At 46.3% G+C, this 24,985-nt stretch carries 20 protein-coding genes; 8 read left to right on the forward strand and 12 right to left on the reverse strand.

The annotated features are described in order from the left end of the window. Positions 1-8 precede the first annotated feature (8 nt). The 4 genes from AAHN97_RS09020 (at position 9) to AAHN97_RS09035 (ending at position 7,610) form a co-directional block, all read left to right on the forward strand. The gene (locus tag AAHN97_RS09020) at positions 9-1,820 is read left to right on the forward strand and encodes a hybrid sensor histidine kinase/response regulator (protein ID WP_343307251.1); all 1,812 of its coding nucleotides are present in this window, start codon (positions 9-11) and stop codon (positions 1,818-1,820) included. A 167-nt stretch (positions 1,821-1,987) separates the two neighbouring features. Beyond that, positions 1,988-2,974 (forward strand): terpene synthase family protein, encoded by a 987-nt coding sequence (locus tag AAHN97_RS09025; protein ID WP_343307252.1) that lies wholly within the window; start codon positions 1,988-1,990, stop codon positions 2,972-2,974. A gap of 93 nt (positions 2,975-3,067) precedes the next feature. Beyond that, positions 3,068-4,903: an ABC transporter ATP-binding protein gene (locus tag AAHN97_RS09030; RefSeq protein ID WP_343307253.1), complete on the forward strand. Its 1,836-nt coding sequence runs from the start codon at positions 3,068-3,070 to the stop codon at positions 4,901-4,903. A 142-nt stretch (positions 4,904-5,045) separates the two neighbouring features. Next, positions 5,046-7,610: a family 78 glycoside hydrolase catalytic domain gene (locus AAHN97_RS09035; protein WP_343307254.1), complete on the forward strand. Its 2,565-nt coding sequence runs from the start codon at positions 5,046-5,048 to the stop codon at positions 7,608-7,610. Between the two features lie 62 nt (positions 7,611-7,672). On the opposite strand, the gene AAHN97_RS09040 is transcribed toward AAHN97_RS09035, so the two are convergent. The 8 genes from AAHN97_RS09040 to AAHN97_RS09075 all read right to left on the reverse strand — a co-directional run bounded on the left by AAHN97_RS09040 (position 7,673) and on the right by AAHN97_RS09075 (position 19,295). Then, the gene (locus AAHN97_RS09040; RefSeq protein WP_343307255.1) at positions 7,673-9,253 is read right to left on the reverse strand and encodes a calcineurin-like phosphoesterase C-terminal domain-containing protein; all 1,581 of its coding nucleotides are present in this window, start codon (positions 9,251-9,253) and stop codon (positions 7,673-7,675) included. 20 nt (positions 9,254-9,273) lie between these two features. After that, positions 9,274-9,945: a DUF4998 domain-containing protein gene (locus tag AAHN97_RS09045; RefSeq protein ID WP_343307256.1), complete on the reverse strand. Its 672-nt coding sequence runs from the start codon at positions 9,943-9,945 to the stop codon at positions 9,274-9,276. Between the two features lie 11 nt (positions 9,946-9,956). After that, on the reverse strand, positions 9,957-11,126 hold the full coding sequence (locus tag AAHN97_RS09050; RefSeq protein WP_343307257.1) for a DUF5000 domain-containing lipoprotein: 1,170 nt from the start codon (positions 11,124-11,126) through the stop codon (positions 9,957-9,959). A 21-nt stretch (positions 11,127-11,147) separates the two neighbouring features. Then, positions 11,148-13,070, reverse strand: coding sequence for a RagB/SusD family nutrient uptake outer membrane protein (locus tag AAHN97_RS09055; protein WP_343307258.1), 1,923 nt, complete (start codon positions 13,068-13,070; stop codon positions 11,148-11,150). Between the two features lie 25 nt (positions 13,071-13,095). Next, a complete protein-coding gene (locus AAHN97_RS09060) occupies positions 13,096-16,476 on the reverse strand; it encodes a TonB-dependent receptor (RefSeq protein WP_343307259.1) in 3,381 nt (1,126 codons plus the stop codon). A gap of 68 nt (positions 16,477-16,544) precedes the next feature. Then, a complete protein-coding gene (locus tag AAHN97_RS09065; RefSeq protein WP_343307260.1) occupies positions 16,545-17,639 on the reverse strand; it encodes a FecR family protein in 1,095 nt (364 codons plus the stop codon). Between the two features lie 79 nt (positions 17,640-17,718). Further along, positions 17,719-18,270: an RNA polymerase sigma factor gene (locus AAHN97_RS09070; RefSeq protein ID WP_343307261.1), complete on the reverse strand. Its 552-nt coding sequence runs from the start codon at positions 18,268-18,270 to the stop codon at positions 17,719-17,721. Positions 18,271-18,431: 161 nt separating this feature from the next. Then, entirely contained in the window at positions 18,432-19,295 is an 864-nt protein-coding gene (locus AAHN97_RS09075; protein ID WP_343307262.1) for an AraC family transcriptional regulator, read from the reverse strand. A 126-nt stretch (positions 19,296-19,421) separates the two neighbouring features. Between AAHN97_RS09075 and AAHN97_RS09080 the strand changes: the two genes are divergently transcribed. Further along, positions 19,422-20,243 carry a phytanoyl-CoA dioxygenase family protein gene (locus tag AAHN97_RS09080; protein ID WP_343307263.1) on the forward strand — a complete coding sequence of 274 codons (822 nt, stop codon included), beginning with the start codon at positions 19,422-19,424 and terminating at the stop codon, positions 20,241-20,243. Positions 20,244-20,277: 34 nt separating this feature from the next. On the opposite strand, the gene AAHN97_RS09085 is transcribed toward AAHN97_RS09080, so the two are convergent. Beyond that, positions 20,278-21,042 (reverse strand): SDR family oxidoreductase, encoded by a 765-nt coding sequence (locus AAHN97_RS09085; RefSeq protein WP_343307264.1) that lies wholly within the window; start codon positions 21,040-21,042, stop codon positions 20,278-20,280. A gap of 82 nt (positions 21,043-21,124) precedes the next feature. Then, on the reverse strand, positions 21,125-21,607 hold the full coding sequence (locus AAHN97_RS09090) for a helix-turn-helix domain-containing protein (protein ID WP_343307265.1): 483 nt from the start codon (positions 21,605-21,607) through the stop codon (positions 21,125-21,127). Between AAHN97_RS09090 and AAHN97_RS09095 the strand changes: the two genes are divergently transcribed. From AAHN97_RS09095 to AAHN97_RS09105, 3 genes are read left to right on the forward strand one after another with little or no spacing between them, the layout of a single operon-like run. Beyond that, complete coding sequence (locus tag AAHN97_RS09095) at positions 21,608-21,907, forward strand: DUF3817 domain-containing protein (protein WP_343307266.1); 300 nt, start codon at positions 21,608-21,610, stop codon at positions 21,905-21,907. It abuts the gene before it with no gap. 53 nt (positions 21,908-21,960) lie between these two features. Continuing rightward, positions 21,961-22,545, forward strand: coding sequence for a hypothetical protein (locus tag AAHN97_RS09100; RefSeq protein ID WP_343307267.1), 585 nt, complete (start codon positions 21,961-21,963; stop codon positions 22,543-22,545). Next, positions 22,545-23,291 carry an LVIVD repeat-containing protein gene (locus AAHN97_RS09105; protein WP_343307268.1) on the forward strand — a complete coding sequence of 249 codons (747 nt, stop codon included), beginning with the start codon at positions 22,545-22,547 and terminating at the stop codon, positions 23,289-23,291. The genes AAHN97_RS09100 and AAHN97_RS09105 overlap by 1 nt, the downstream gene beginning before the upstream one ends. Before the next feature lie 36 nt (positions 23,292-23,327). Here AAHN97_RS09105 and AAHN97_RS09110 read toward each other — a convergent pair whose 3' ends face one another. Together AAHN97_RS09110 and AAHN97_RS09115 are read right to left on the reverse strand one after the other, a co-directional pair. After that, positions 23,328-24,212: a KilA-N domain-containing protein gene (locus AAHN97_RS09110; protein WP_343307269.1), complete on the reverse strand. Its 885-nt coding sequence runs from the start codon at positions 24,210-24,212 to the stop codon at positions 23,328-23,330. 230 nt (positions 24,213-24,442) lie between these two features. Beyond that, positions 24,443-24,934 carry a DinB family protein gene (locus AAHN97_RS09115; protein ID WP_343307270.1) on the reverse strand — a complete coding sequence of 164 codons (492 nt, stop codon included), beginning with the start codon at positions 24,932-24,934 and terminating at the stop codon, positions 24,443-24,445. Positions 24,935-24,985 lie beyond the last annotated feature (51 nt).

Consider the following 24,985-nt stretch of genomic DNA (forward strand, 5'->3'; position numbering starts at 1 on the left):
TATAATTTTTGAGGGACCCTTATAACCTTACACAAGTGGATATAGGTAAAAAATATACATGGCTGGTACAAGGAGGCATAGACAAAACCGAAGACCTGGCTGAAAAAGCGCGCATCAAACTGACCAACAACATTTCCCTGATCCTGGCAATTATATCACTGGCTTTCGGTGTCATATATTACCTGGTCGCTGGTCGTATCGAGTTTATCATCGCCACTAACATTGAAGCGGTTTTCTTTGCTTTTATTATCTATCTGAACCATCGTGGTCACCCACTTTGGGCAGGTGTTGTGCTGCAGGGTATTGTCACCGGTGCCGTGATCTATTTTGGTGTTGTATTCGGCAAGGCCATTGAGGTATATGTATTAGCTGTTTTCCTGTGTGGCGGAACACTTGCATTTATGAAGGCTTCGCCTGCCCGTTATATTTTCCTCGGTGTGGGCGCAATGGTGATCACTGCTATAGAGCTCAACAAATACTATGCATTGATCGAATCCTTCACCTTCACTGAACAGGAGTTCAGTTTTATAAAATATTCTTCCGTAACTGTTGTGATCATACTCACGCTCTTCGCTATCGGGTACTATGTGAATAATAACAATAAATTACTGAAGGAGCTGAATGAACAAAAAGAACACCTGGAAGATGAAGTGGATATCAAAACGGAAGACCTGCGGAAAGTAGTGGATGCCAAAAGCATTTTCATCAGGGAATTAACCCATGAACTCAGAACGCCTCTCAATACCATCCTCTCCATTGCCCAGTTTAAGATCAAGCCGGATTATGTAGAAGACCGGACGGATTCTGTTAACCTGTATGCCGCCTGTTACAATACCCTGCAGATCGTCAACAACACGCTGGACCGTTTTCTGCTCGACAATAACAAGAAACCTGCCATTGCCCGCCAATGGATCAATATCAACGAATTTGGTAAGGAAATGCTGCAGGCATTCCATTACATTGCTGTTTCTGCGGAAGTAGAACTTGAATTGTATGTTGCAGAGAACATGCCCCGCACGGTCTATGAAATTGAACCCTATATCCGGCAGATCATCAGTAACCTTTTAGGGAATGCTATCAAGTACACCACACCGGGAACAACTGTAAAATTGCATTTTAGTCTGGCTCCGGCCGGGGATAAATGGATGGTAGAAGTGATCGATAACGGTCCTGGCATTCCTCCTGAAAAGCAGCACGTGATATTTGAAGAATATGCCCGCGTGGGCCAGAATGCAGTGGAAGGTACCGGTGTGGGACTGGCTAATTCAAAGAGCTATGCGCTTTTACTGGGCGGAGATATAGAAGTGAGAAGTACCGTAAATGCGCCCGGCGAAACTTCAGGCGAAACGGCGTTCACCGTATCGCTGCCTGTGATCAAATTCAATGATGGGGCCCAGCCATCCACTATTAAGAATTACCCGATAGCCACCGTGAAATTCAACGGCCTCACGGCATTGCTGGTGGAAGACGACAGGATGAACAGGGCCTTACAGAAACGTTATCTTGAAGACCTTGGCTTTGCCATTCACGAAGCTGTGGATGGAGAAAAAGGATTGGCCCTGGCAAAACAATATCATCCTGATATTATTGTTACGGATGTGCGCATGCCTATTATGAACGGAAAAGAACTGCTGCAGCATGTAAGAGCAGATGCTGTAATTAAAGATACCCCCATCATTTTTTGTACGGGAGAAAGCGGGTTAGATCTTAATCTTGAACTGGATCCGCTGAGCAAATGTGTGCCCAAACCATTTAGTTTCTCCGTACTGCACAGAGCCATACAGGAACTGCTGTTAGCCGAACTTGTAAGCGTAAAATAATAAGAAAAGATCCCATGTGAATGAGGCCTGTCAGGGCTTTATAGTTTTTTGTTAATACCCGTTCCTCACCGCTTTATATTATGTTAATTTATCTTATGCACAAATATAATAGTGTAAATTAGTTAGCGTAAGACACAATTTTTCTTAACCATTAAAAGTACCCGCAGATGGAAACAATCACTTCCATCCCGGATCTGTATTGCCCGTACCCCTCCCGTATGAGTCCATATGTGGAAGAGGTGGCAGCAGCTACGGATACCTGGATGAAACGATTTGCGCTGTTCCCGAATGAACAGGCATTCAACGAATTCTCCAATTACAAAATGGCCTGGATGACATGCAGGACCATTCCCGATGGAGATCTTCCGCTACTTATCACGATCAACAATTTTTACTCCTGGCTTTTTGTGCTGGATGAACAATTGGATCACATCAGCCCGGAAACTGCCGCGATCCGGGACAAGAATTTCCTGCAGAACTTTATCAGCGGTTTTGTGAAGATCCTGCGTAATGATCATTTTGTGAGCATTGCTGAAGGTGGCAACGTACTCGCCGCATTCAGCGATATCTGGCAAAACCTGATCCCGGCCAGCAGGGCAAGCTGGCAATGCCAATTTACCATCTCTTTGAAAGCCACTTTTGAAGCGGCGATCTGGGAAGCCGCCAATGCCAACAGTGAAACGCCACCCACTGTGAAGCAGTACATGCGGATGCGCCCTTATTTTTCAGGTGCCAACCTGGGTACGGATATTAATGAACTGGCAACAGCTACCAGCCTGCCGGTATACGTATTGCAGGACCAGGATTTTGTAAGGATCGTAGACCTCTGCCGCCGCGTGGTTTGCTGGGCCAATGATATCTTTTCACTGGCCAAGGAGATTGCGCATGGCGACAATCACAACCTCGTAATGGTGTTGAAGTACAACGAAGACCTGACGATGGAAAAGGCACTGAATGAAGCTGCCCGCATTCATGATTACGAAATGCACCAGATCGAACAGTTAAGGCGTAAACTGCCGGACTTCGGCCCTCAGCTGAACAAGGATGTGAAAGCCTACCTGGATGGACTTGAAACAATGGTTTCAGGATTCTTCTGGTGGAGCCTTGAGGACACGCCGCGGTATATGAGTCACCTGCAGGAAAAAGTAGTATAAGTATAAACAAGTGAATGCTTCCTAAGAAACCCGGGCTGCCTCTAATACTGGAGGCAGCCTTTTTTTCCTATATTGCTTATCTTCAACCACAATATGAAAAGGCCCAACAGAAAACCAGGAGAACCCGATGTTAGTTTTAAGGAAAGGATGGCCGCTTTGCGTAACCTGCCTTCATTTTTCAGGCTCGTATGGCAAACCAGCCCCTGGATGGCGCTGGGCAATGCAATTCTGCGTACCGCCCAATCTGCCACACCGCTTGCATTGTTGTATGTGGGCAAACTGATCATTGATGAAGTGGTGAAGATGACGAATACACCCGGTGAGCCTTCTTATCAATACCTCTGGGAGCTTGTAGCGGTGGAGTTTGTACTGGTGATCATCACCGGTGTGCTGGGCCGTTTAATTGGCCTGTTGGATGGATTGCTGGGAGAGAAGGTGGGCAACCATACTTCCGTGAAGATCATGCAGCATGCTGCTACGCTGGACCTGGATCAGTTTGAAGATTCCACATTTTACGATAAACTGGAACGCGCCCGCCAGCAAACCGCCGGCCGCACCATACTGCTCTCACAGGTACTCAGCCAGGTGCAGGACATCATTACCATGATCTTCCTCGCAGCAGGTTTAATGACCTTCAGCCCCTGGCTCATTTTATTACTGTTTGTTGCCGTATTACCTGCATTCTTTTCCGAAACGTATTTCAATGATAAGTTCTATGCGCTGGCGTGGGGGCAAACCTCAGACCGCCGGGAGCTGGATTATATCCGTTACCTCGGCGCCAGCGATGAATCGGTGAAAGAGGTGAAGATCTTCAACCTGAGCGACTACCTGGTGAATCGCTTCAAAATATTATCTGATAAATTCTATAACGATAAAAAACAACTCACCTTACGTTACCAAAGCTGGGCGGTGGTATTTGCCATTGTAGGCAGCGCTGGTTACTATGGTGCCTATGTGTTCATTATCCTGCAAACCGTAAAAGGCCATCTGAGCATAGGAGACCTGGCTTTCCTCGGCGGTTCGTTCCGGCAGTTGAGAGGTTTGCTGGAAGGAGTGCTGATCCGTTTCACCAGCATTACCCAGGGGGCTATTTACCTGAGAGACCTGTTTGAGTTTTTTGAAATAGAACCGCGCATCACCCAGCGAAAAAATGCCAGGCCTTTTCCTAAACCCATCCTGGAAGGTTTTACGTTTGAGAATGTAGGTTTCAAATATCTGAATTCAGAGAGATGGGCCAACCGCCACCTGAACTTCACACTGCATGCCGGAGAAAAGCTGGCGCTGGTAGGAGAGAACGGGGCCGGGAAAACCACACTGGTAAAACTACTGGCTCGCCTCTACGATCCTGTGGAAGGCCGCATATTGCTGGATGGCCATGATCTCAAAGAATATGACCTGCAGGAATTGCGCAGGCAGGTAGGCGTGATCTTCCAGGATTTCCAGCGTTACCAGATGACGGTTTCGCAGAATATCGCAATCGGCAATATCAGTGAACTGCATAACCAGGATATGATTGAAAACGCCGCACATAAAAGCATGGCGGATGAACTGATGGAACGCCTGCCTGATAAATATGATCAGATGCTGGGACGCCGGTTCAATAAGGGCGTGGAGCTCTCAGGCGGGGAATGGCAGAAGATAGCATTGGCCAGAGCTTATATGAAGGATGCACAATTACTGATCCTCGATGAACCTACTGCAGCATTAGATGCACGCGCGGAGTATGAAGTGTTCCTGCGCTTTGCTGATCTTACGCGCGGAAAATCTGCGGTGCTAATCTCTCACCGTTTCTCTACTGTAAGGATGGCAGACCGGATACTTGTGCTGGAAAAAGGGCAGCTGATAGAAATAGGGAGCCACGAGGAATTACTGGCTCAGAATGGGAGGTATGCGGAGCTGTTCCATTTGCAGGCGAAAGGATATAGGTAATAAAAAATATAAAGTGAAAATAATTTCCCCCTGTATCATTCTATGTTTCTTTTTCCCAGTTGCTATTTGGGCTAAGCAGATTGAAGTGAAGGTCGAAAGACTTACATGCGAATATCTTTCGAATCCTATAGCGATTGAGAATATGCAACCAAAACTTAGCTGGCAACTGGTGTCTGAGTATAAAGCAAAAAAGCAAACTGCTTACCGGATTATGGTAGCAAGCAGTATTTTTTTACTGCAACAAAGCAAAGCGGATTATTGGGATAGTGATAAAGTAATTTCGAATACCTCTGATCAGGTTAAGTACCTCGGCAAACCACTAACATCGCGAAAGAAGCTGTATTGGAAAGTGATGGTATGGGACGAGAAAAATTCTCCCTCTGCATGGAGCGGGGTGGCCTCTTGGTCAATGGGCTTATTACATCCTTCCGACTGGCAGGGCAAGTGGATCGGGGCTACGGAGGATCCATATCCTGATTCCGCAATAACCTATCCGGCCCCTTTTTTTCGCAAGGAGTTTACTGTCGGTAAAAAGATAAAGCAGGCAATAGTTTACGTTAGTGGACTGGGGTTTTATGAACTGTTCCTGAATGGAAAGAAGATTGGCGATCAGGTGTTGGCTCCGGCGGTCACCAATTATGATAAAAGACCGCTTAAGAATTTGCTTTACCCATATGATGATCAGTCTGCTCAACGTGTGCTGTACAATACTTTTGATGTCACAGGAGATATCGCCTCCCAAAAAAATGCCATTGGTATACAACTTGGTAACGGATGGTATAATCAACGGGACAGGAGGGTAGAAGGGGATATGTGGTATGATGTTCCGAGGCTGATCTTCCAGCTTGAAATAACATATACTGATGGAAGCAGTAAAATAATCGGTTCTGATAATTCCTGGAAAACAACAAGCGGGCCCCTGTTAAAGGATGGCATTTTTACAGGTGAAATATATGATGCCCGATTGGAATTGGGAGAATGGAATAAAGTAGGTTATGCTGACGCTAAGTGGAAACAAGCTGTGTTGGTAAGGCCGCCTACAGGTGCTTTGCATCCCCAAACTGCCCCATTTGATAAAATTGCACGTACACTTATACCGTCTTTTGATGGTAAAACAAAGGACACCGTACATTCTTATCATCTGGATGAAACGGTGGCAGGCTGGGCATCTGTAAGCGTTAAGGGCAATGCAGGGAGCCGCCTGAAGATAAGGTATGTCAGTGAGGAAGGGGAAGACTATGACCAGTTTGATAGCTATATTCTTAAAGGGGGAGGGCTGGAGACCTGGGAGCCAAAATTTACCTGGCATGCATTCAGGCGGGTTGAAGTGATCTCTGACGATGTGGATCTGGATAAGAATAGTTTAAAAATAAAGGTGGTACATACGGTTGTACCATCAAATGGAAATTTTGAATGCTCTAACCCCTTCCTGAATAAGATAAATGAAGCGTATATAAAAACGCAGAATGCAAACTTTCACGGGAGTGTGAGCAGCGATTGTCCGCATAGAGAAAGACTTGGCTATACCGGGGACGGGCAGGTGATTGTGGAAAGTTCGATCTATACCTATGATATGCGGCAGTTTTACCGTAAGTGGCTGGATGATATGGAAGATGCCCGGAATAGGCGGACCGGCTTTGTTACGCACACAGCACCTTTTGGAGGTGGTGGGGGCGGTCCCGCATGGGGATCGGCATACGTGATCATGCCATGGGCGTATTTTTCTTATTATGGTGATAGTACAATACTGGCCCGGCATTATGCGGGGATGAAACATTGGGTAGACTACCTGGAAACAAGAACGGACAAGGCTGGGCTGGTAACCAGGGAAGAACCAAACGGTTGGTGTTTGGGAGACTGGTGTACGCCTGCAAAGGTGGATATTCCGGAACCATTTGTAAATACAGCATACTTCTATTATGTAACTAGTATCATGAGTAAGGTAGCCAGGGTGCTGGGTAAAAATGAAGATCATGTAAGGTTTGCAAACCTTGCGGAAGGAATAAAAGTAAATTTTAATAAGGCTTATTATAATGCCGCTGAAAAGCGCTACTGGGAAGGCAGGCAGGGTGCTAATGTCTTCGCGCTGGCATTTGGTTTAGTGTCAGAGGAAGATTATAACCTTGTTTTTAATTCTTTATTAGACCAGTTGAAGGGCCTTAATTATCATTTTGATACAGGTATATTAGGTACACCCCTGTTATTAAAGGTGCTTTCTCAAAATGACAAGGATGATATTGCCTACCGGATCATGAACCAAAAGGATTTTCCGGGTTTTGGTTACCTGCTCGATGACAAAAACAGCACGTTATGGGAAACATGGAACGGCAAAGGTTCCAGATGCCATCCTATGTTTGGAAGTGTGGTGGAATGGTTTTATTCCAGTATCGGCGGGATAAAAGCTGATCCGGAAAGTGCTGGTATGAAGCATTTCATAGTTGAACCGAAAACCATAGGAGATTTAAGTTTTTGCAAATCATCTTATAACAGTTCTTTTGGGAAAGTACGTTCAGAATGGGAAAGAACAACTGATGGTAAACTCCGGATATTAATTGAAGTACCGGAAAATACATCTGCAACTTATATATTACCACCAGGTAAGCAGCGGATCAGGAATGATTCAGGTAAGGAGATTTTAGGAGCCGGGGTAAATGGTAAATATCAGCTGGCGTTTCAACCCGGGATCTACCGGTTTGAGGTGTTGTAGGCCTTGCAAAATGAAGGCGTCTCAGAAATGGAGAACGCCTTCATTTGTTATGCTAACGGCTTTTAAAATTTCGCTTCTTCTATCCTGTATGTGCTTTTCTGTGTGAACGTTCTCCCGAACGGATCTGTAGCCTCTACTTCTATCCGGTGGGTACCAATGCCAATGCTTTCCGGCAACGGGGCTTTCCATAAGTGGGTACAGTTAGCAGGTTCTGTGGGGCGGCGGCCACGGAACATCTCTTCCGTACCATCCCATTTATACAATTCGTCTACAAATGCAGGATCCGGTTCCAGTGTATATTTCATGGGTTTCCATTTACCATCGTCTATGCGATATCGCACTTTACTGTCCTTATACCCCATGTAAAAGTTAGCATATACAAAACCACGGCCATCCCACCAGATGGTAGACATCACTTTACGATGCCACAGGCCGATCTGGTAATCCGCAGGTTTATTGGCCACTTTGTAATCTGCCGTATAAGTGTTGCCCGTGATGTTCAGGTAAGCATATCCGCGTGGCGTGCCATCACTCATTACAGATTCTAAAACACCCTGCTCATTCATTCTGCCTGAATACCAGTTACCGCAAGTTGCGCCTACGTTAAATTCATGAAAAGGCTTCGCACCTGTCCACCCCCATTCTTTGTCATAAAATCGCTGCCACTGATTATGGGTGTGGGCAGACAGTGCGAGCACATGCGGATATTTAGCTAAAAGGGAGAATAAACGTACGCGGTCTTCCGTGCGGAAAGCACCTTCCGCCTGGTACAATGGAATATGAAAGGCCAGCACTACCAGTTTGCCTGTATCTACATATTTCAGATCGTTCTCTATGAAAGAGAGCTGATCCGGCAGAAAGCCTCCCCAGAGACCTTTCCCATCGCGCGGGTCAGGGTACAGGTTGTCGTTCAGTACAATGTAGTGTGCCTGGCCGTAGTTGTAGGAATAGGTAGAAGGACCGAAGCTGGCTTCAAAACTTTCATCGTTTTTTTCAATGGATTTTGCTTCATGGTTGGTATCGTGGTTGCCGATCACATTGTACCAGGGCACATTGGCTTTAGCTACTACGTTGATGTAATCTTTGTGCATGGTGAGCACCTTGCCCACAAGGTCGCCCAGTGTGAGGCCAAACGCTACGTTCTTTACATCTATGAGTTCAGACATAATGCCTTTGTCGAAGAACCCTACATCCTGTGGCTCCAGCACCTGCGGGTCGCCGAGTACAAGTGCGCGGTAATTATCAGGCTCGTTGTACTTCATCACTGCAAAGTCAACCGAAGCAGGCAGGGCGCCCGTAGGCGCCACGCCTTTGTATTCATATTCAGCAGGTGATCCGGCCGGTTTATGGATATAGTAATATTGCGGCTGGTTTTTGGCGTTTAAAGGCACTTTATAGCCTGCAGGTTTGATCACAAAAATAATATTGTCATCTCCTACAGGCAATGTGTATTTGCCCTTCGCATCGGTTAGTACCACTTCTTTTCCGTTGCTCACCGTTACGTTGGCAACACCTTTTTCTTTTGCTTCTCTTTTGCCGTTACCATTGTCATCGTTATAAACGTAACCGGTAGCGGCTTTCTGTGCCAGCACAGCTGCGGGGCTCATGGCCAGCAGGCTCAGTGCGTAAAAAATTCGTTTCATGATATGATGTGTTATAATATTTACAGCGCCTTAAAAGCCGTATAAAAAGTATCTGCAGCCTGCATTTCAGGGATGAACAGCGTGCGGTATGTAACCGGTTTGGCCAGGTCGCAGGAAGAGATCAGCGTTGTATCTCCCTGCGCGGAGAAATAACGTTTCTGTTGCTGGTCTTTACCGGTGTAGCTCCATTCGGTGCCCAGGCATTTATCATCCCTGCCTACCCAGGTGATGTTGATGCTATTGGTAGCTGTTACCTTTGTGGAAGTGCGGATGGGCCTGTTAGACAGTGTTGACTGGAAGTTGAGGCCATAGCTGTTGCCAATGACTTCGGTAGCTATGGAGGTATGCCCTTCTTTATCAAAAGTGAACACTTCAAAGTTATAAGAACCCTCGGGCAGGTTATTGACAGATACTTTGATGGTATCCGGTTTGAGGCTTTTCTTCACCGCCATCACCAGGGAATCTGCTCCGAAATTCCAGTATATTTTGCAACCGGTAATATTCTGGTCGCTTGTCAGCACCCAATTGAGCACCACTCTTTCATTACCGCTGAAAGCTTTTAAGGATTCAGCTTTGCCGGTGTATACGATCGCACCATTTTTGATGTGATCGTAATAAGATCTGTCCTGTTTACTGCAGGAAACCAGTGCAATCATGCCAATGATGGTTCCCAGGTATATCAATCGTTTCATGAATAATTGAATTAGAAAGCTCCCCAGAAGGTAAGCTCGGCGAACGTAATGTTAGTGGCGCTACCATATGTTTTGGTTACATTGAAGCGCAGGTAACGATATCCTTCTGAGCTCAGCGGGAAGTTGAAATCTTCCCCGGCGAGCGCATAGTTAATATCATCGTTGGAAGCCTGGCCAAGCGGCAGCCCGGAAGGTTTGCGGGAAGTGCAGTGCATCAGCAGCGTCCAGCTGTTATAGTTACCATCCGGAGCAGGGCTGTTGGAACCGTATACATCCCATTCCAGGGGAGTGGCGGAGTTGAAGTAGAATGCGGTGCTCTGGCGCTGGAAGTATTTCATGCGGCTCAGGTTGGCTTTTACACCAAGGTCGATGGAGAAACTTACCGGCACACCGTATGCCTGTGCAGTTACAAAGATGGTGCTACCGCCATCCCACAGGTTCTTCATGGGATAAGCAGCAGAGTAGATATTGCCGTTCACATCGCCGGGGTATGGATTCAGTTCCCTGAAGAGCTTTTTATTCAGTTCCTTTTCGAAGAAAGGTGTTTCTTCTGTGAGCAGGGTATCGGATATGTTACCCCATCTGTCTTTTACAAACACACCGAATAAAGTGGGTTTAGGTTCAAGGCCGCGGGTGGTGAAGTTGCCTTTGGGCAGGCCGGTATAAAAAGCGTCTACGGGAGTCATTTTACCCTCTGCGTTTTTCGTGAGCACGGTGATCACCACATCTCCGCGTGTTTCGTTCACAAAATCAATATTCACACCACCAAAGTCCGGTTTCACCTTCAGGCTGGTGTATACCTCATACACAGGGGGATTCAGGGGTTTTACCGTTACGTTCACAGATTCGGAACGTTTCTCCGCTTTACTTACGGAAAACACACTTACCTTGTATTCATCGGTATCGCCAAAACCTTGCAACACCAGTGTATCGCCGTAGTAAGATGATTTGGTGTTACGTTTGAAACCCTTATATTCCCATTCTGCCTGTACATACAGCAGGTTTGGATCTGCAGGTACTACATAGGCGATCTTTGCGCCACCGGGCGTATTCACTACTTTCAGATCGGTGATCTTTGCGGGAGCGGCATCGTTTGCCGGTAAAGGGCCTACACATTCTTCCTTACATCCGGCAATGACCAGGCCCAGCGTCAGGAGCAGTGTTAATTTATGATGCAACATAGTATAGAAATTTAAGAGTGATTACCATCCGGGATTTTGTACAAGATTTTTGTTTTCGATCAGATCGTCCTCTGCAATGGGCCAGAAGTAATCCCGCTGGCGGAACGTTTGGTTAAAGAGGGTGGCGAACTGGTAGTAGCCTACAACGTCCTGCTGGCCAATGGTCCAGCCCTGAACGGGGCCTTGCCATGCTTTCTCTGCTTCTTTCCATCTTCTCTGGTCCCAGAAGCGCTGGCCTTCAAATGCCAGTTCAATGAGGCGTTCGCGGTGAATGACCTGGCGCATGCCTTCCTTAGAATCTATCTGTGCTGGATTGGTAGAGAAGTTGGTCCATGCCTCTCTTACCGTGGGGATACCTGCTCTCAGGCGCACGGAATCGATCCAGCGTTCTGTTTCAGATCCCGGGCCACTCACTTCATTCAACGCTTCTGCATACATCAGGTAGAGGTTAGCCATGCGCATGACCGGCCAGGCATATTGGGAAATGATGTAGGTTGTATTGTTAGGCCCAAATACGTTCAGGTAGTTCACCACTTTCACGGGAAAATAGCCGGTAACATTGAAGCGGGTCACCTGGCCTGAGAAGCCGGAATACTGGCCTTGCCTGGCTTCCAGGTGGTTCAGCGAGCCTACAGTGGTATTACCGTTTCCATAGAGTATAGCACCATCAAAACCCAGGTTAGCATAAAAACGCGGCTCCCTGTCAAAATTGATGGCGGCAGTAATATAATCCTGGAAGATGAGGTTCTTCTCCGCAGCAACGGCTTTGCGTGTTTGGTTACCACGCGTTACAAAATCCAGCGTTCTGTCTTCCATAACAGGCACACCGTTCTTTGTATAAAATTGGTTTACGATGCTCATGGGAACGGAAGAGAGGCACCAGAAAGAAATGTTGTTAGCCTGGGCAGCGGTTGCTCTTGGCTGCGCCATTTCCTGGATCATAGCAGCCTGGCTGTTGGTGTTGGACCATACTGCTTCGGAATTGAAGTTATCGGTAAGGCTCGTTCTGATGTCCATCACTTTTTGCAGATCTGCGGGCAGGTTGGCGGATACAGAAGGAGAAAAGCGGTTGAGACGGTAGCCTTGCGCAATACAGATATCAATGGCTTCTTTTATCGCATCTTTCGCTCTTATCCATTTCTGCGGATCGTACGTTTGGGAAAAATAGATCTGCCCTGTTTTACTTTTGAAGTTGGCGTAAGTAGTATTACCGTTGAATAGCGGACTGGCAGCGGTTATCAGTACTTCAGCCTTTACCGCCATTGCAATGGCTTTGGTAATTCTGCCAGCCTCACTCGCCATGTTGTTGATGCGTTCAGGCAGATTGGTGATGGAGCTGTCCAGTGTTGCTACTACATAATTGAAGCAGGAGTCCACCGGCTGGCGGGGCACCTGTACATCTTCAGGAGAAACATTAACAGGGAGGTTCTTGTCCACAACAGGTATAGGCCCGTACATGCGGAGCAGCCACCAGTGATAATAGGCTTTGAGAAAAGTAGCTTCGGCAGCCCATTGATCTTTCTCATACTGATCCATATTAGGTACCTTGTTCACATTCTCTATAAGGATGTTGCAATCCCTGATAGCTCTGAACAGATTGCTGGCGCCATTGGTGCCGTTCCAGTAACTCACAAGCGGGGTGGCTACGCTCTGTGTACCTCTTGCAATCTCCCAGGAATTGAGGTTCACGGTAAAGCCTGGCAGGTTATAAGGATACTGGAACCACAGCTCGCCGGCTGCCATAAAAGCCGGGTTGGTGGAGATGTCTCCGTGTTTGGGCATGTAAGAATAGCAGGTGTATAAATACTGTTCCGCTGTTGATCTTTGCCTGAACACATAATCGAAAGTGGCTACGCCGTCTGGCACAACATCAAGATATTTCTTGCAGGAACTGACAGCCAGGCAGCATAATAATCCGAATACCACTGATCTTTTTAAGCGCATATAAAAGTTTTAAATAAGTCTGATTTTAGAAGCTTGTCTGCAGGCCCATGTTGATCACCCTTTGTACCGGATAGCCCAATCCATTACCGGCCATTTCAATATCCCATAGTTTGAAAGTTGTGAGGGAGAAAAGATTGCTGCCGTTTGCATAGATGCGGAAGCTCTTTAATTTGAGCCGGTTGAGGGTAGACTTGGGCAGAGAGTAACCGACCTCCAGCTGCTTCAGGCGCAGGAATTTACCGTTACGGATCCACCAGGTGCTGGGCTGTGCATTGTTCTGGCTCACATCAGGGCTGAGGCGCGGCCAGAGTGCATAGATGTTCCTGTTGTCTTCAGACCAGTGATCATCCGCATACGCTTTCAGCAATGCGTTGTTGTTAGCAAAGGGTGCTGTAGAGGTAGAGTTCAGGATGAAAGAAGAATTGCCCGCACCCTGGAAGAAACAGGAAATGTCGAAAGATCTGTAACCGGCGGACAAACCGAAGCCATATACGATCTCCGGATCTGTAGGATAACCTATGGGCACTTTATCCAGCGTAGTGATGTTGCCATCGCCGTTCATATCTCTGTATTTGATATCGCCGGCGCCATATTCCCCGAAGGCGATCTGTGAAGGAGCGTTCATCACATCTTTATCATCGATGAATAACCTTTCAGCTATATATCCCCAGCGTTGGGACAATGAATAGCCAACTTTAGACAGCCAGGGTGCATTTTCATAGGCGGGCTCTTCTATCTTTCTGTATTTGCTCATGGCCAGTGTAAAGTTGGCACGGCCCTGGATCCACCAGTTCCTGCTGAGTTTCTGGTTGTAATCGATAGAACCGTCCATACCTTTGGAAGTAGCTGCGCCGATGTTGGCGTAGGGTGTTGAGGCAAAACCTGCGGTAGAAGGGATATAGGACCTTTCCTGCAGGATGTTGGAGCGATAGGTCTTGTAAAAGTCCATCGTCACATTCATCTTGTTCCAGAAGCTCATGTCAATGCCAAGGTTGGTCTGGTACGCCACTTCCCATTGAATGTTAGGGTTGGCATAACGTTGAACGCTGATGCCGTTCTTCCTGATGATGCCTCCCGGTATATTACCAAACTGTGCAGCTTTTGACGGATCATTCATCAGCACCTGGGACAAGTAGAAATACCTGGTATCTGCGTCACCGATCGCATCATTACCCACCAGGCCATAAGTAGCTCTCAGCTTCAGGTTGCTGATTGTGCTGATCAGTTTTTTGCGCCAGAAATCTTCGTTGGACACGTTCCAGGCAACACCTGCTGAGGGGAAGAAACCGAAACGGTGATTTTTGTCGAAGCGCTCGGAACCATTATAGCCGAAGTTGATCTCTGCGAAATAGCGTTGATCGTAGCTATAGGTACCTCTGCCGGAAATGCCCAGGTTCCTGGCCGGCAGTGAAGCCTGTAGTGAAGACAGATCACCGGATACGGCATTTTGGGCCTGGTACACCAGGCTGCCGCTTACACCATGCCTGCCAAAAGTTTTCGAATAGTTCATGATCGCCTGGAAATAGACAGAAGTGGTTACGGTTCTGTCTCCGCCATTGGTGGGAAAATCCAGGTACTCGGTTCCATCGTTGGGATTTATTTCATTCAGCACATATTCACCTGTGCGGCGGTTATACCCGGAAATGTTGTAGTAGAATGGCTTATAAGCTCTGCTGATGGCGTAATAAGCATAGCGGCTGGTATTAGCCATTATGTTAACGGACAGGCCCTGGGTAATAAAATCCAGCTGCTGGCGTATTTCCGCCTGTGCATTGATCCTGGAAGTGTTATAATCCTTATAACCTCTTACCATGTTCGCATAAGGGTTAGTAACAAGTCCGTTGGCGGAGTTGCCGAACAGGATGTGTTTTGTCATAGCAAAAGCCGCATCCGGTTCGTAATAAGCCGGGAATAATACAGGATTAGCATGCATTACATCATTATATACAGCGGCGCCCCCATTGATCGGCCCATTATAATCCTGGAATGTACCGGATAACCTGGTAATGAGCAGGGTGCTCTTTGTCAGATTAATATCCACGTTAGAGCGGATGGAATATGTTTTCAGTTTGATGTTGTTATTGAAATTGCTGACAACCGGAACGTTCAATACACCATTATCCTGGGAGAAGCCACCTGATACATAGTAGCGTGCAACAGAGGCACCTCCGCTCACGTTCACGTCTGCACGCTGGTTCATGGTATGATCCTTGAACAGCATTTTACGCCAGTCTGTAGCCGGATACAGGTAGTGGTTTGCACTAACGCCCGTACTGTCTATTTTTTCCTGGTTGTATAGCGGGCGTCCCAGCGGATCGCGTGTGAGCACAGCTTCGTTGGCAAGTTTCATATAGGTTACCGGGTCTGCCAGCTCTATGTTCTTAGTAGGGGAGGACATTGTATTCTCCAGCCTTACAAAATACTCAGGGCGGCCTTCTTTACCTTGTTTGGTAGCAATGAGGATAACGCCGTTCGCACCGCGTGCACCGTACAATGCAGTAGCGGTAGCGTCTTTCAGGATAGAGAAGTTGGCGATATCGTCTACACGCAGGTTAGCCAGGTCGGTAGTAGTCACTTCCACACCATCGATGAGGATGAGTGGATCTCTCTTATAACCGAAAGTGGTCACACCACGGATGAAGAAACTTGCATTATCTGCACCCGGCTCACCGGAACGCTGATAAGCTATAAGCCCGGCCACGCGGCCGGCCAGTGCTGTGGTAAGATTGCTGGATGGAACTTTCAGTTCTTTTGGATCGATGGAAGTAACGGAACCAACTACGTCCGTTTTCTTTTGTTTTCCGAAAGCCACTACCACAGCCTCGCCCAGTGCACGCGGCGCTATGGAGAGCCTGACGTTCAGAGAGGTCTGATCGGTGAGTGTGATCTCGCGGGTATTAAACCCCAGCATGGTAAATACCAATACTGCCTCTGTTGTGGCCGGCAATTCCAGGAAAAAGCCACCATTGAGATCTGTAGTAGTGCCCACCCCGGATTTGCTTTTCAGCGCAACGGTTACACCCGGCAGCGGCATGCCGCTACTGTCCTGCACAAGACCACTGATCTTGCGTTTGCTTTCAATGATGGTTGGCGAAACATCCGGCCGCTTCAATACCACAATGCCGTTCTCTTTCAATTCATAGATCAGTTCACTGTTCCGCAGCACTACATCCATCAATTGTTTGAGCGTGCCTTTTTTTAAGTGCAGGGAAATAAGACGTTTATCGTCCAGCAGGCCATTGTTGTATACAAAACGATAGTAACCTTGCTGCTGCACCCTGTGCAGTACAGAAGATACAGATTCATTATCCGCATCCAGCGTAATGGTGGTTTGTGCCGGCTTGTTCTGTGCAGAGCCGTGGAGGCTCAGCAACAGGGAGACAAGTAAGGACAAAAAGATACTCATACCTGCGCGCATGCTACGCCCAGGAAGCGGCAAATACCCCTTCATAGATTTTATACTTTAATAAATGATTAGCTCCGAGAGATTACAATTGCATCCTGCTCTATCCGGTAATTAAATGGATAGGATTGTTTCAAATACTGTAGTGCCTTGAATATTGTTTCATCGTTGAAAGTAGCGGTATACCTGTATTGTTTAACATCTTCGCTGGCAAAGATCACCCTGATACCGTACCAGGCCTGCAGTTTTAAGGCTATCTGTTCAAAAGTTTCATCTTTGATCTCCATTTTCTGCCGTGCCCAGGACGTTTCAGGGGCTTGCCGCGTAAGTGTATCCAGATTTATTTTTTCTACTGTTCCCTTTGATACCGCCACCGTTGCGCTGTGCGTTTTATTGATGGCTGGCTGGTGTTCGCGTTCCAGCACAAATTTTTCGTTAGGTCTTAATATTATCCTCTCTTTTACATTACTGCCATTTGTCACAATCTCTACTTTACCGGAGATGAGGTCTGTTTCCGTACCATGGCTGCCGGGATACGACTTTACGTTGAAGGATGTACCCAGCACGCGGATCCTGTATTCACTGGTATGTACAATAAAAGGATGTTCCTGATCGTGTTTGATATCAAAAAAAGCCTCCCCGGTGATGGTTACCTCGCGATGTTCGTTATCGAAATGCTTACTGATGGAAAGATGGCTGTTCGCATTCAGCATGATCACGCTACTGTCCGGCAGCACAACGGTTTTTCGGCTTTGAGCAGCCGTATAGTGTTCATAGGTCTGTAAACCGGTTGCAGCCCCCTTTTTCCAGAGGTAAGCCAGTGATCCGCCGGTAATCAGTAATATGGCAGCTGCGGCCGCAGCGTAACGTATCCAGGGTCTTTTTACCTGCACCATCTTTGCCTGTCTGCTACGGGAGACCATGTTTTGAAAGTCTTCTCTCCGTGCAATGGCATCCTTCATCGCCGCCAGCTGTTCTTTACTGTTACCCTGGCCTGCATTCAGCATGTCGTATAAACGCAGGGCTTTGTCTACCACAGCGGTATACTCCGGGTTCTCTTTTACCCAGTTGTTCCAGAATAACGTGTCAGGATATTCGCCCCCGCAGAAACGCAGGAAAGATTCATCGCAAAGAAAGTCTTCAGGCTCGGGACGTTGCAGATCCATGTTTTACTTTTCGGCTTGTTTCCTATTGACGGTAAAATCGGATCGTTTTCCTAGAGAAAAAAGAAGTTTTTTTTAAAATCTACATTTTGAGCTTCAGGCGAAGCATCTTAATAGCATCGTAGATAGTATTGTAGGATGTTTTAACGCTTTGTGAATTGAGATGGGCGATCTCTTTATAGGAAAGGTTCTCGAAAAATCTCATGCGTATCAGCTCTATTTGTTTAGGGGATAAAGTATTCAGTGCATTTCTCAGGTCCCTGTTTATTTCTTCATCTCTTTCCCTTGCAATAATAATTTCCTCATAAGAGGCCTCCGTGCCTTCTTCTTCGTGTATCTCAAGCATTGCAGAAGCCGTACGGCCCGCTGCGTTCAGGTAATCAACGATCGTTCTTCTCAGGGAGGTGAAAAGGTAAGACCGTACGTTCTCCACATTGTTCAGCGTTGTGTGGCTATCCCATAGTTTTAAAAACAGGTGCCCGATGCAATCCTTTACCAGATCGCTATCAGCATATACGGATAGGCCATAACGTACGAGGTGAAAATACATATCGTCATACAGTACAAACAATGCTTCTTTATCTCCTTTTCTTATTTTCTGCCACAAAGAAACCGGCTCATTTGTCTGCTGCATAATGTCTGAAGTTTAGGCACAGGCAATCATTAATAGATCATCTTTATCATAGATAACTGTTCTATGCGTTTCCGGCCGCAAAGAAAAAAATCGCATGTTATCCCAGGATTAACAATTTGTTATCTTTCGTGTAATTCTTTTTTGTCTCTGCCTTTTACTGATCAGAAAGCCCCGAATTGTTGCCGGTAATGCAGGGGGCTTACCTGCATTTTGGCTTTGAACATTTTATAGAAATGGGATATATCCCCGAATCCGCTATCGAAACAGATGTCCGAAATGGTTTTATCTGATTGAATGAGTTGCTGTGTGGCGTAATTGATCCGGTATTCAATCACCGTTTCCATAAATGTTTTGCGGGTGATCCGTTTGAAGTATTTACAGAATGCATTGGGCGTCATATTGGCAATGGCTGCGGCTTTGTTCAATGAAACCTCCCGCCTGAAATTCTCCACCAGGTAAGCAAAGATGGGATGGATCCTGGCTTGGTTAGCGGGTGAAAGCTCTGCTATCAGCGGATGCTGATCAAGCAATACATACTCTTTGGAAACAGCCAGTTGCTGTAAAATCTCCAGTAACTTTATCAGTTGTTTAAAATTATTCTTCTCTTCCGTGAGTTCTTTAATTTGTGCCTGCACCAGTGCGGGTGTTCTTTTTATAAACTGTATGCCGCTGCTGCTTCTCCGGAACAATTGATGAATATTGGCCAGTTCAGCTTTGGAGAAGAAATCATTTCCGAGAAAATCAGGGGTGAACTGGATCACCACAGAACGTGCAACGGATTTCTTTTCGTCTGCCTGTAGTTTCCAGCAATGTGGTACATGAGGGCCCAATAACACCAGGTCCCCATCCGAAAAATCGGCCATATTGCTCCCTGCATACCGTTTGCCGCTGCCTTTAACGATCCACGTCAGTTCATATTCCGGGTGAAAATGATAGGGAGCCGCGAAACCTGTTTTCCCGAATGTTCTTACCAGGAAAGAATGATTACCCGGCGGCTGCAGTACTTCGTAGGAGGCTTTTAACATGGCCTTTTTTATTATAAAGCTAACATTTCTGGCGTAATGGGATAAAATCCCCCAATAAATAACCAATTCCACCATTGTTTCCACGCCTGCAGATGCCTTACTTCGTAATAGTAAAACTTGCCAGTTATGAATACCACCACACACTCCCTGCCCGGATTAAACGATGTGCGGGAAATTTCCCCTGCTCAGGCGGAAGCCTTCCGTAAAAACGGGCATATACTCATCAGCAATGTGCTTAATACCGATGAAGCAGCTGCTTACCGCGAAGTAATTGTAGATGCTGCTAATAAGTATAATACGGAGAAGCGGAAGATGGAAGAAAGGGATACTTATGGAAAAGCATTTTTACAGATCATGAATTTATGGCGTGTGGATGAGCGGGTGAAAAAATTTGTACTGGCCAAACGATTCGCTAAAATGGCCGCGGACCTGATGGGCGTAGCGAATGTACGGATCTATCACGACCAGGCGCTGTTCAAGGAACCCGGCGGCGGCCCCACACCCTGGCATCAGGACCAGTATTACTGGCCCATTGATACACCCAATACCATTACAATGTGGATGCCGCTGGTAGATATTGATGTGGAGATGGGCATGCTCACCTTTGCTTCCGGCTCCCACAAAAACGGCGTTGTGTTCGATTATGAAATATCTGATGAATCCGAAGATGCATTTAATCAGTATGTGGATGAGCATCAATTTCCCGTTACCCGCGCATCCACTATGAATGCCGGTGATGCTACCTGGCATTATGGCTATACCATTCACAGTGCACCTGGTAATAACTCGCCCAATATGCGGGAAGTAATGACGATTATCTACATCGCTGATGATGCAAAGATCACAGCGCCGAAGCACAAGTTTCAGGAGAACGATCATGCCACCTGGCTGTTAGGTTTACCCATCGGCGGGCCGGCTGCTTCGGAACTGAACCCACTGGTTCTATAAAAAAGATGGCCCGCCTGAGGCGAGCTATCTACGCTTACAGGAAAGTCCCTCCTGAAGCCTCTATCCGTTGCGCAGTCACCCAACGGGCGGCATCGCTGCAAAGGAAGGCCACAATGCCCCCGATATCCTCCGGTTGGCCCAGACGGCCCAAAGCGGTCTGTGAAGCCAGGTATTCCCTTGTTCCGGGATGTGCATCAAAGGCACCCTTTGTAAAGTCTGTTTCAATAGGCCCCGGGGCTACTGTGTTAGCTGTAATTCCCCTGCCGCCCAGTTCTTTTGCCAGGTACCGGGTAAAGTTCTCAATGGCCCCTTTCATGGAGGAATAAGCGGCGTATCCCGGTGTTACAAAACGTGCCAGCCCGGTGGATAGGTTAACCACCCGCCCGTTATCTGCTAACAGCGGCAACATCTTTTGCGTCAGGAAATAAACACCCTTAAAATGTACGTTGAAAAGGTTATCGAATACCTCTTCAGTAGTGTCAGGGAAGTAGGAAAACGCGTCAATACCCGCGTTATTGATCAGGAAATTCACCTGTGTGGTATTCCATACTGCTTTGAGTTCTGCGGTAAGGATAGCGGTGAATGCATCAAAAGTAGCTGTTTTGCCGGTGTCCAGTTGAAGCGCTATTGCTTTACGTCCCATTTGCGCCACGGCTGCTACTACTTCCGCCGCTTCATTTTTACGGGAGTGATACGTCAATACAACGTCTGCGCCATTTTGGGCAAGGTGAAGCACCATATTTCTGCCAAGGCCCCGGCTACCGCCTGTTACTAATGCAATGTTTTGTTGTGTTTTCATAACACAAAGTTGAGCTATCCGGCTCCTTACATTATGGTGACAGCTACAGTTTAAATGGTGACTATTTCCGTTTTTTGAGGATTTACACGGCTATGGCTTCCATTTTCTCCCGGTAAACCTGTTCCCGGTATTGTTTGGGTGTAAGCCCCTGGAAGCGTTTGAAGAATTTAGTGAAATTAGAAGGGTCGTAGGTGAGTTGCATAGCGATGTTTGCAATGGGGTCATTTGTTTCACTCAGCAGGCGGCGGGACACTTCCATGATCTTTTCCTCAAAAAAGAAACAAGGGGCCTGCCCGGTGGTTAATTTGATGGTGTTGCTTAAATGGGTAGGGTGGATGTGCATCAGTTGCGCAAAATCCCTGATCTCAATCATTTCTGTTGCGCGCCCGGCTGCAATATCCTCTACATGTTTATTCACTTCCCGGATAAATTCAGCCACTATCTCGTGCTGGCGGGCCAATATCTGCTTAGGTAATTTAACCGCTTCCATGGGGCAAAAATACGAATATTCAGGAGGCTGACGAGGATCATTTTCCATCAGCTCTTTACATAGTACTTTTGCCACATGGAAAATAAGCCGCTGAAATCGGTAAAAAGGCTCCGGGTAATAGGCCTGCTGGAAGGTATTTCCTTCCTGGTATTGCTTTTCATAGCTATGCCCCTGAAATACTTTGCAGACGAACCCTGGTTAACCAGGCAGGTGGGGATGGCGCATGGGGTGTTATTTGTGCTTTATGTGATCCTCGTCATAGAAGTAAAACTGGCCATGGACTGGTCCATCAAAAAGATGCTGATAGCATTGGGTGCTTCCGTGATCCCCTTCGGCACTTTTTATATCAATGATAAATTTATAGCCCGGAAGTAACTTTCCCAATATCCGGGCCGTTTAGCATATGTATCAACCCAAAAACGATCCTTATGCTAAGAACTGTTACACTCCTCCTGGTAGCAATTGCATTCTGCGGTTGCGATTTCCGGCTTTTTGAATTACGTGAAAGGGACCGGATGCCTCCCGAACCTCCACCCGTTGGTATTGTAGATACCTATGTACCCATATATGCTTCGGAGGATGCCGAAGAACTGAAGATTACCACGCTGGCTGCCCGGCCTACGGCAAAGGCAGGTAAGATCTTCGTATTGGGCACCAGGCTGTACCAGGTAGAAGAAGATTCAGGCATTCACATCATTGATTATTCAGATAAGGCTAAGCCGGTTAAAATTGGCTTTTTAAATGTACCCGGTTGCAAAGAGGTTGCACTGAAAGGGGACAATATATACACCAATAACTTCGAAGATATGATCATTCTGGACCTCAGTGCTTCTCCCGAAGTAAAAGTAAAAAGCCGTGTCGCCAATGTATTTCCGGAACTGAGGTATTCCTCTGTATATTATAGCCATAACAGGCCATCAAATGTTTTCTATCTGGAATGCCCGGATTACAGTAAAGGAAGAATTGTGAGATGGGAAGTGAAAAAAGTTAATAACCCTAAATGCCGCTTCTGATGAAAAAATATTACTACTTATTATTGGTGCTGCTGATCACCATCTCTTGTACGAAAGACGGCGCCAAAACTTCTTCTGACTATAGTTCCGGTGGCGGCAAAGGGGGCTCCCTTGCAAGATTTGCAATTGCAGGCAATTATCTTTATGTAGTGAATCATAGCAACCTGCAGGTGTATGATATAACGGATGCAGACAAGCCCATTAATAAAGCAACAAAATCTTTGGGCTGGGATATTGAAACCATCTTTGCCTACGATCAGAAACTGTTCATTGGCTCATCTTCTGCTATGTTTATTTTTGATATAACAGATCCCGCCAGCCCTAAACAGGAAAGTCGTGTACAACACTTTAGAAGTTGTGATCCCGTGGTTACACAGGGTACTATTGCTTTTGTAACATTGAGAGGAGGGAGCACCTGCGGAGGTGCTGCGAATGCATTAATGGTCTATGATGTAAAGGATACAAAAAATCCCGTACTTAAAACACAATTGCCGCTGACACGCCCTTATGGGCTGGGTATACAGGATAGTGCACTGTATGTTTGCGATGCTGAAAAAGGACTGGCTGTGTTCAATATTAAAAACCCGGAACAACCCAAATTACTGAAGTATATAGAGGACGGAGATACTTATTATGACGTGATCCCATACCATGGCGTACTGATCGCATATGTGAAGAATGGTGTGCGTTTCTTTGATATCAACAAACCACAGGAACCGGTTTCTTTGTCTGCGCTGATGAATTAAATTATTTATGCAGCTTGTTAAAACATTAAGGCCGCCTCAGTAAGGCGGCCTTAATGTTAGTGTTTTATTATCTGGTAATATTTTCGTCTTATTGGGACTTTCAATAGTTGAAGGGTCGGCTAAATATTTTTGAAGAGAGGTCAACTGGTTAATAGCAGCTTCTCTCATCATCTCATACCGTTCTTTCTTACCGATCCCCTGTCTGATCCAAACGGCATTGAGATTTTCAAGATTTGAAAGAACAATGAGACTATGGGTATCTGCGCAATCTCTTATTGTTCCGGTTGCAGCTTCCGGATATTGCTCTTTCCATTGTTTCGCAGTAAGGCCGAATAAAGCCAGATTTACCAGGTCAGCTTCTTCCGCGTAAATATATACATCACTTTTTTGCAGTGTGTCGCTCCAGGGGATCAGTTTTTCCTTAATTGCATCCGTTTGAATTCTGTAGTTAGTAGCCGCCAGACTCCTTCTGAAGTTCCATTCAAGGTGATGTGTATTACTCTCAATTTCCTTCAGTCTCTGGAACTCTTTAATCAGGTATAACTTGAATGCCGGGCTTATCCATGAGCCAAATTCAAAAGCGATATCTTTATGAGCATACGTACCGCCATACCTGCCTGCTTTTGCTATTAATCCAATTGCATTGGTTCTCGCTGCCCATTCTTTCACGCTGATTTTAAATGAGTTAAGGCCGGTATGGGATTTAATTACGTCGAATTCGACGTAATTAAATCCTGCATTGTTAATACTTTCCCATATTCCAAGGAATTCTACCGTATTCCTGTTTCTTAACCAGTGTTCTACAAAATAATCTCCCTCCTTAGCTTTGAGCATATCTGTAATAGATATGTAATCGCTATTATTATGGTCAACAACAGCAATAGGAATGTTTTGTACGTTAATTTCTCTTTTTTTAGCCATGATCTGTAATTAATAATTATAAATACAATTCGTGCACCTTACGGCGTGAATAAAATCATGGGATGTATAGCTATAGCTGAAGTATTGGGTTAACCCTGAAATTGGAGATGAGTAAAATTAGAATAATCATTTGGGTTAAAAAAATATATAGGATCGGCTTTGCATGAACATGATATAACCAGCCGCTCAACAACATTGAACAGCTGGCTATGTAAAATCTTAAGCTCTCCCTACATCCCATCCGCACTCGGTCCGTAACTGCCCGGAATAGGCACATCCAGCAAACGCAGGAATACCCCCAGCTGTGCACGGTGATGTACAATCTGGCTGAAGCTCATACGTACAGCTTCTTCTTTGCTGAGTTGTGCATAAATAGCATCTCCTGCACGCATGGTCCATGTTTCAGGTAAAATGTTCTCATTCGCGGCGGCCAAGTGTGCTTTACTGTCTGCCAGGGTTGTTTCAAAGTACTGCAACAGTTCCTCTTTGTTATTGATCTGTACCGGTTGGTAGGGCTGCGTGTTAAAATCCAGCTCATCCGTGGTTACCGCCAGTGTGGCAAAGGTGGGCATTTCTGCAATATGCGTTGTGAGCTGGCGAACGGTCATGCTTTTGGGATGTGGCTGCCAGTCGAATTTATCTTCCGGTACTATAGACAGCATTTTACGGGTAGTAATGGATTCCTTCTCCATTTCTTTGAGGAAGCTTGAAATGATTGACATATAATTGCGTTTTTGTTTGTGATACAAAGGAACCATGGGGGTGTGACAACC

The organism is Chitinophaga niabensis, assembly GCF_039545795.1.
In the GTDB taxonomy this organism is placed as follows: Bacteria; Bacteroidota; Bacteroidia; order Chitinophagales; family Chitinophagaceae; genus Chitinophaga; species Chitinophaga niabensis_B.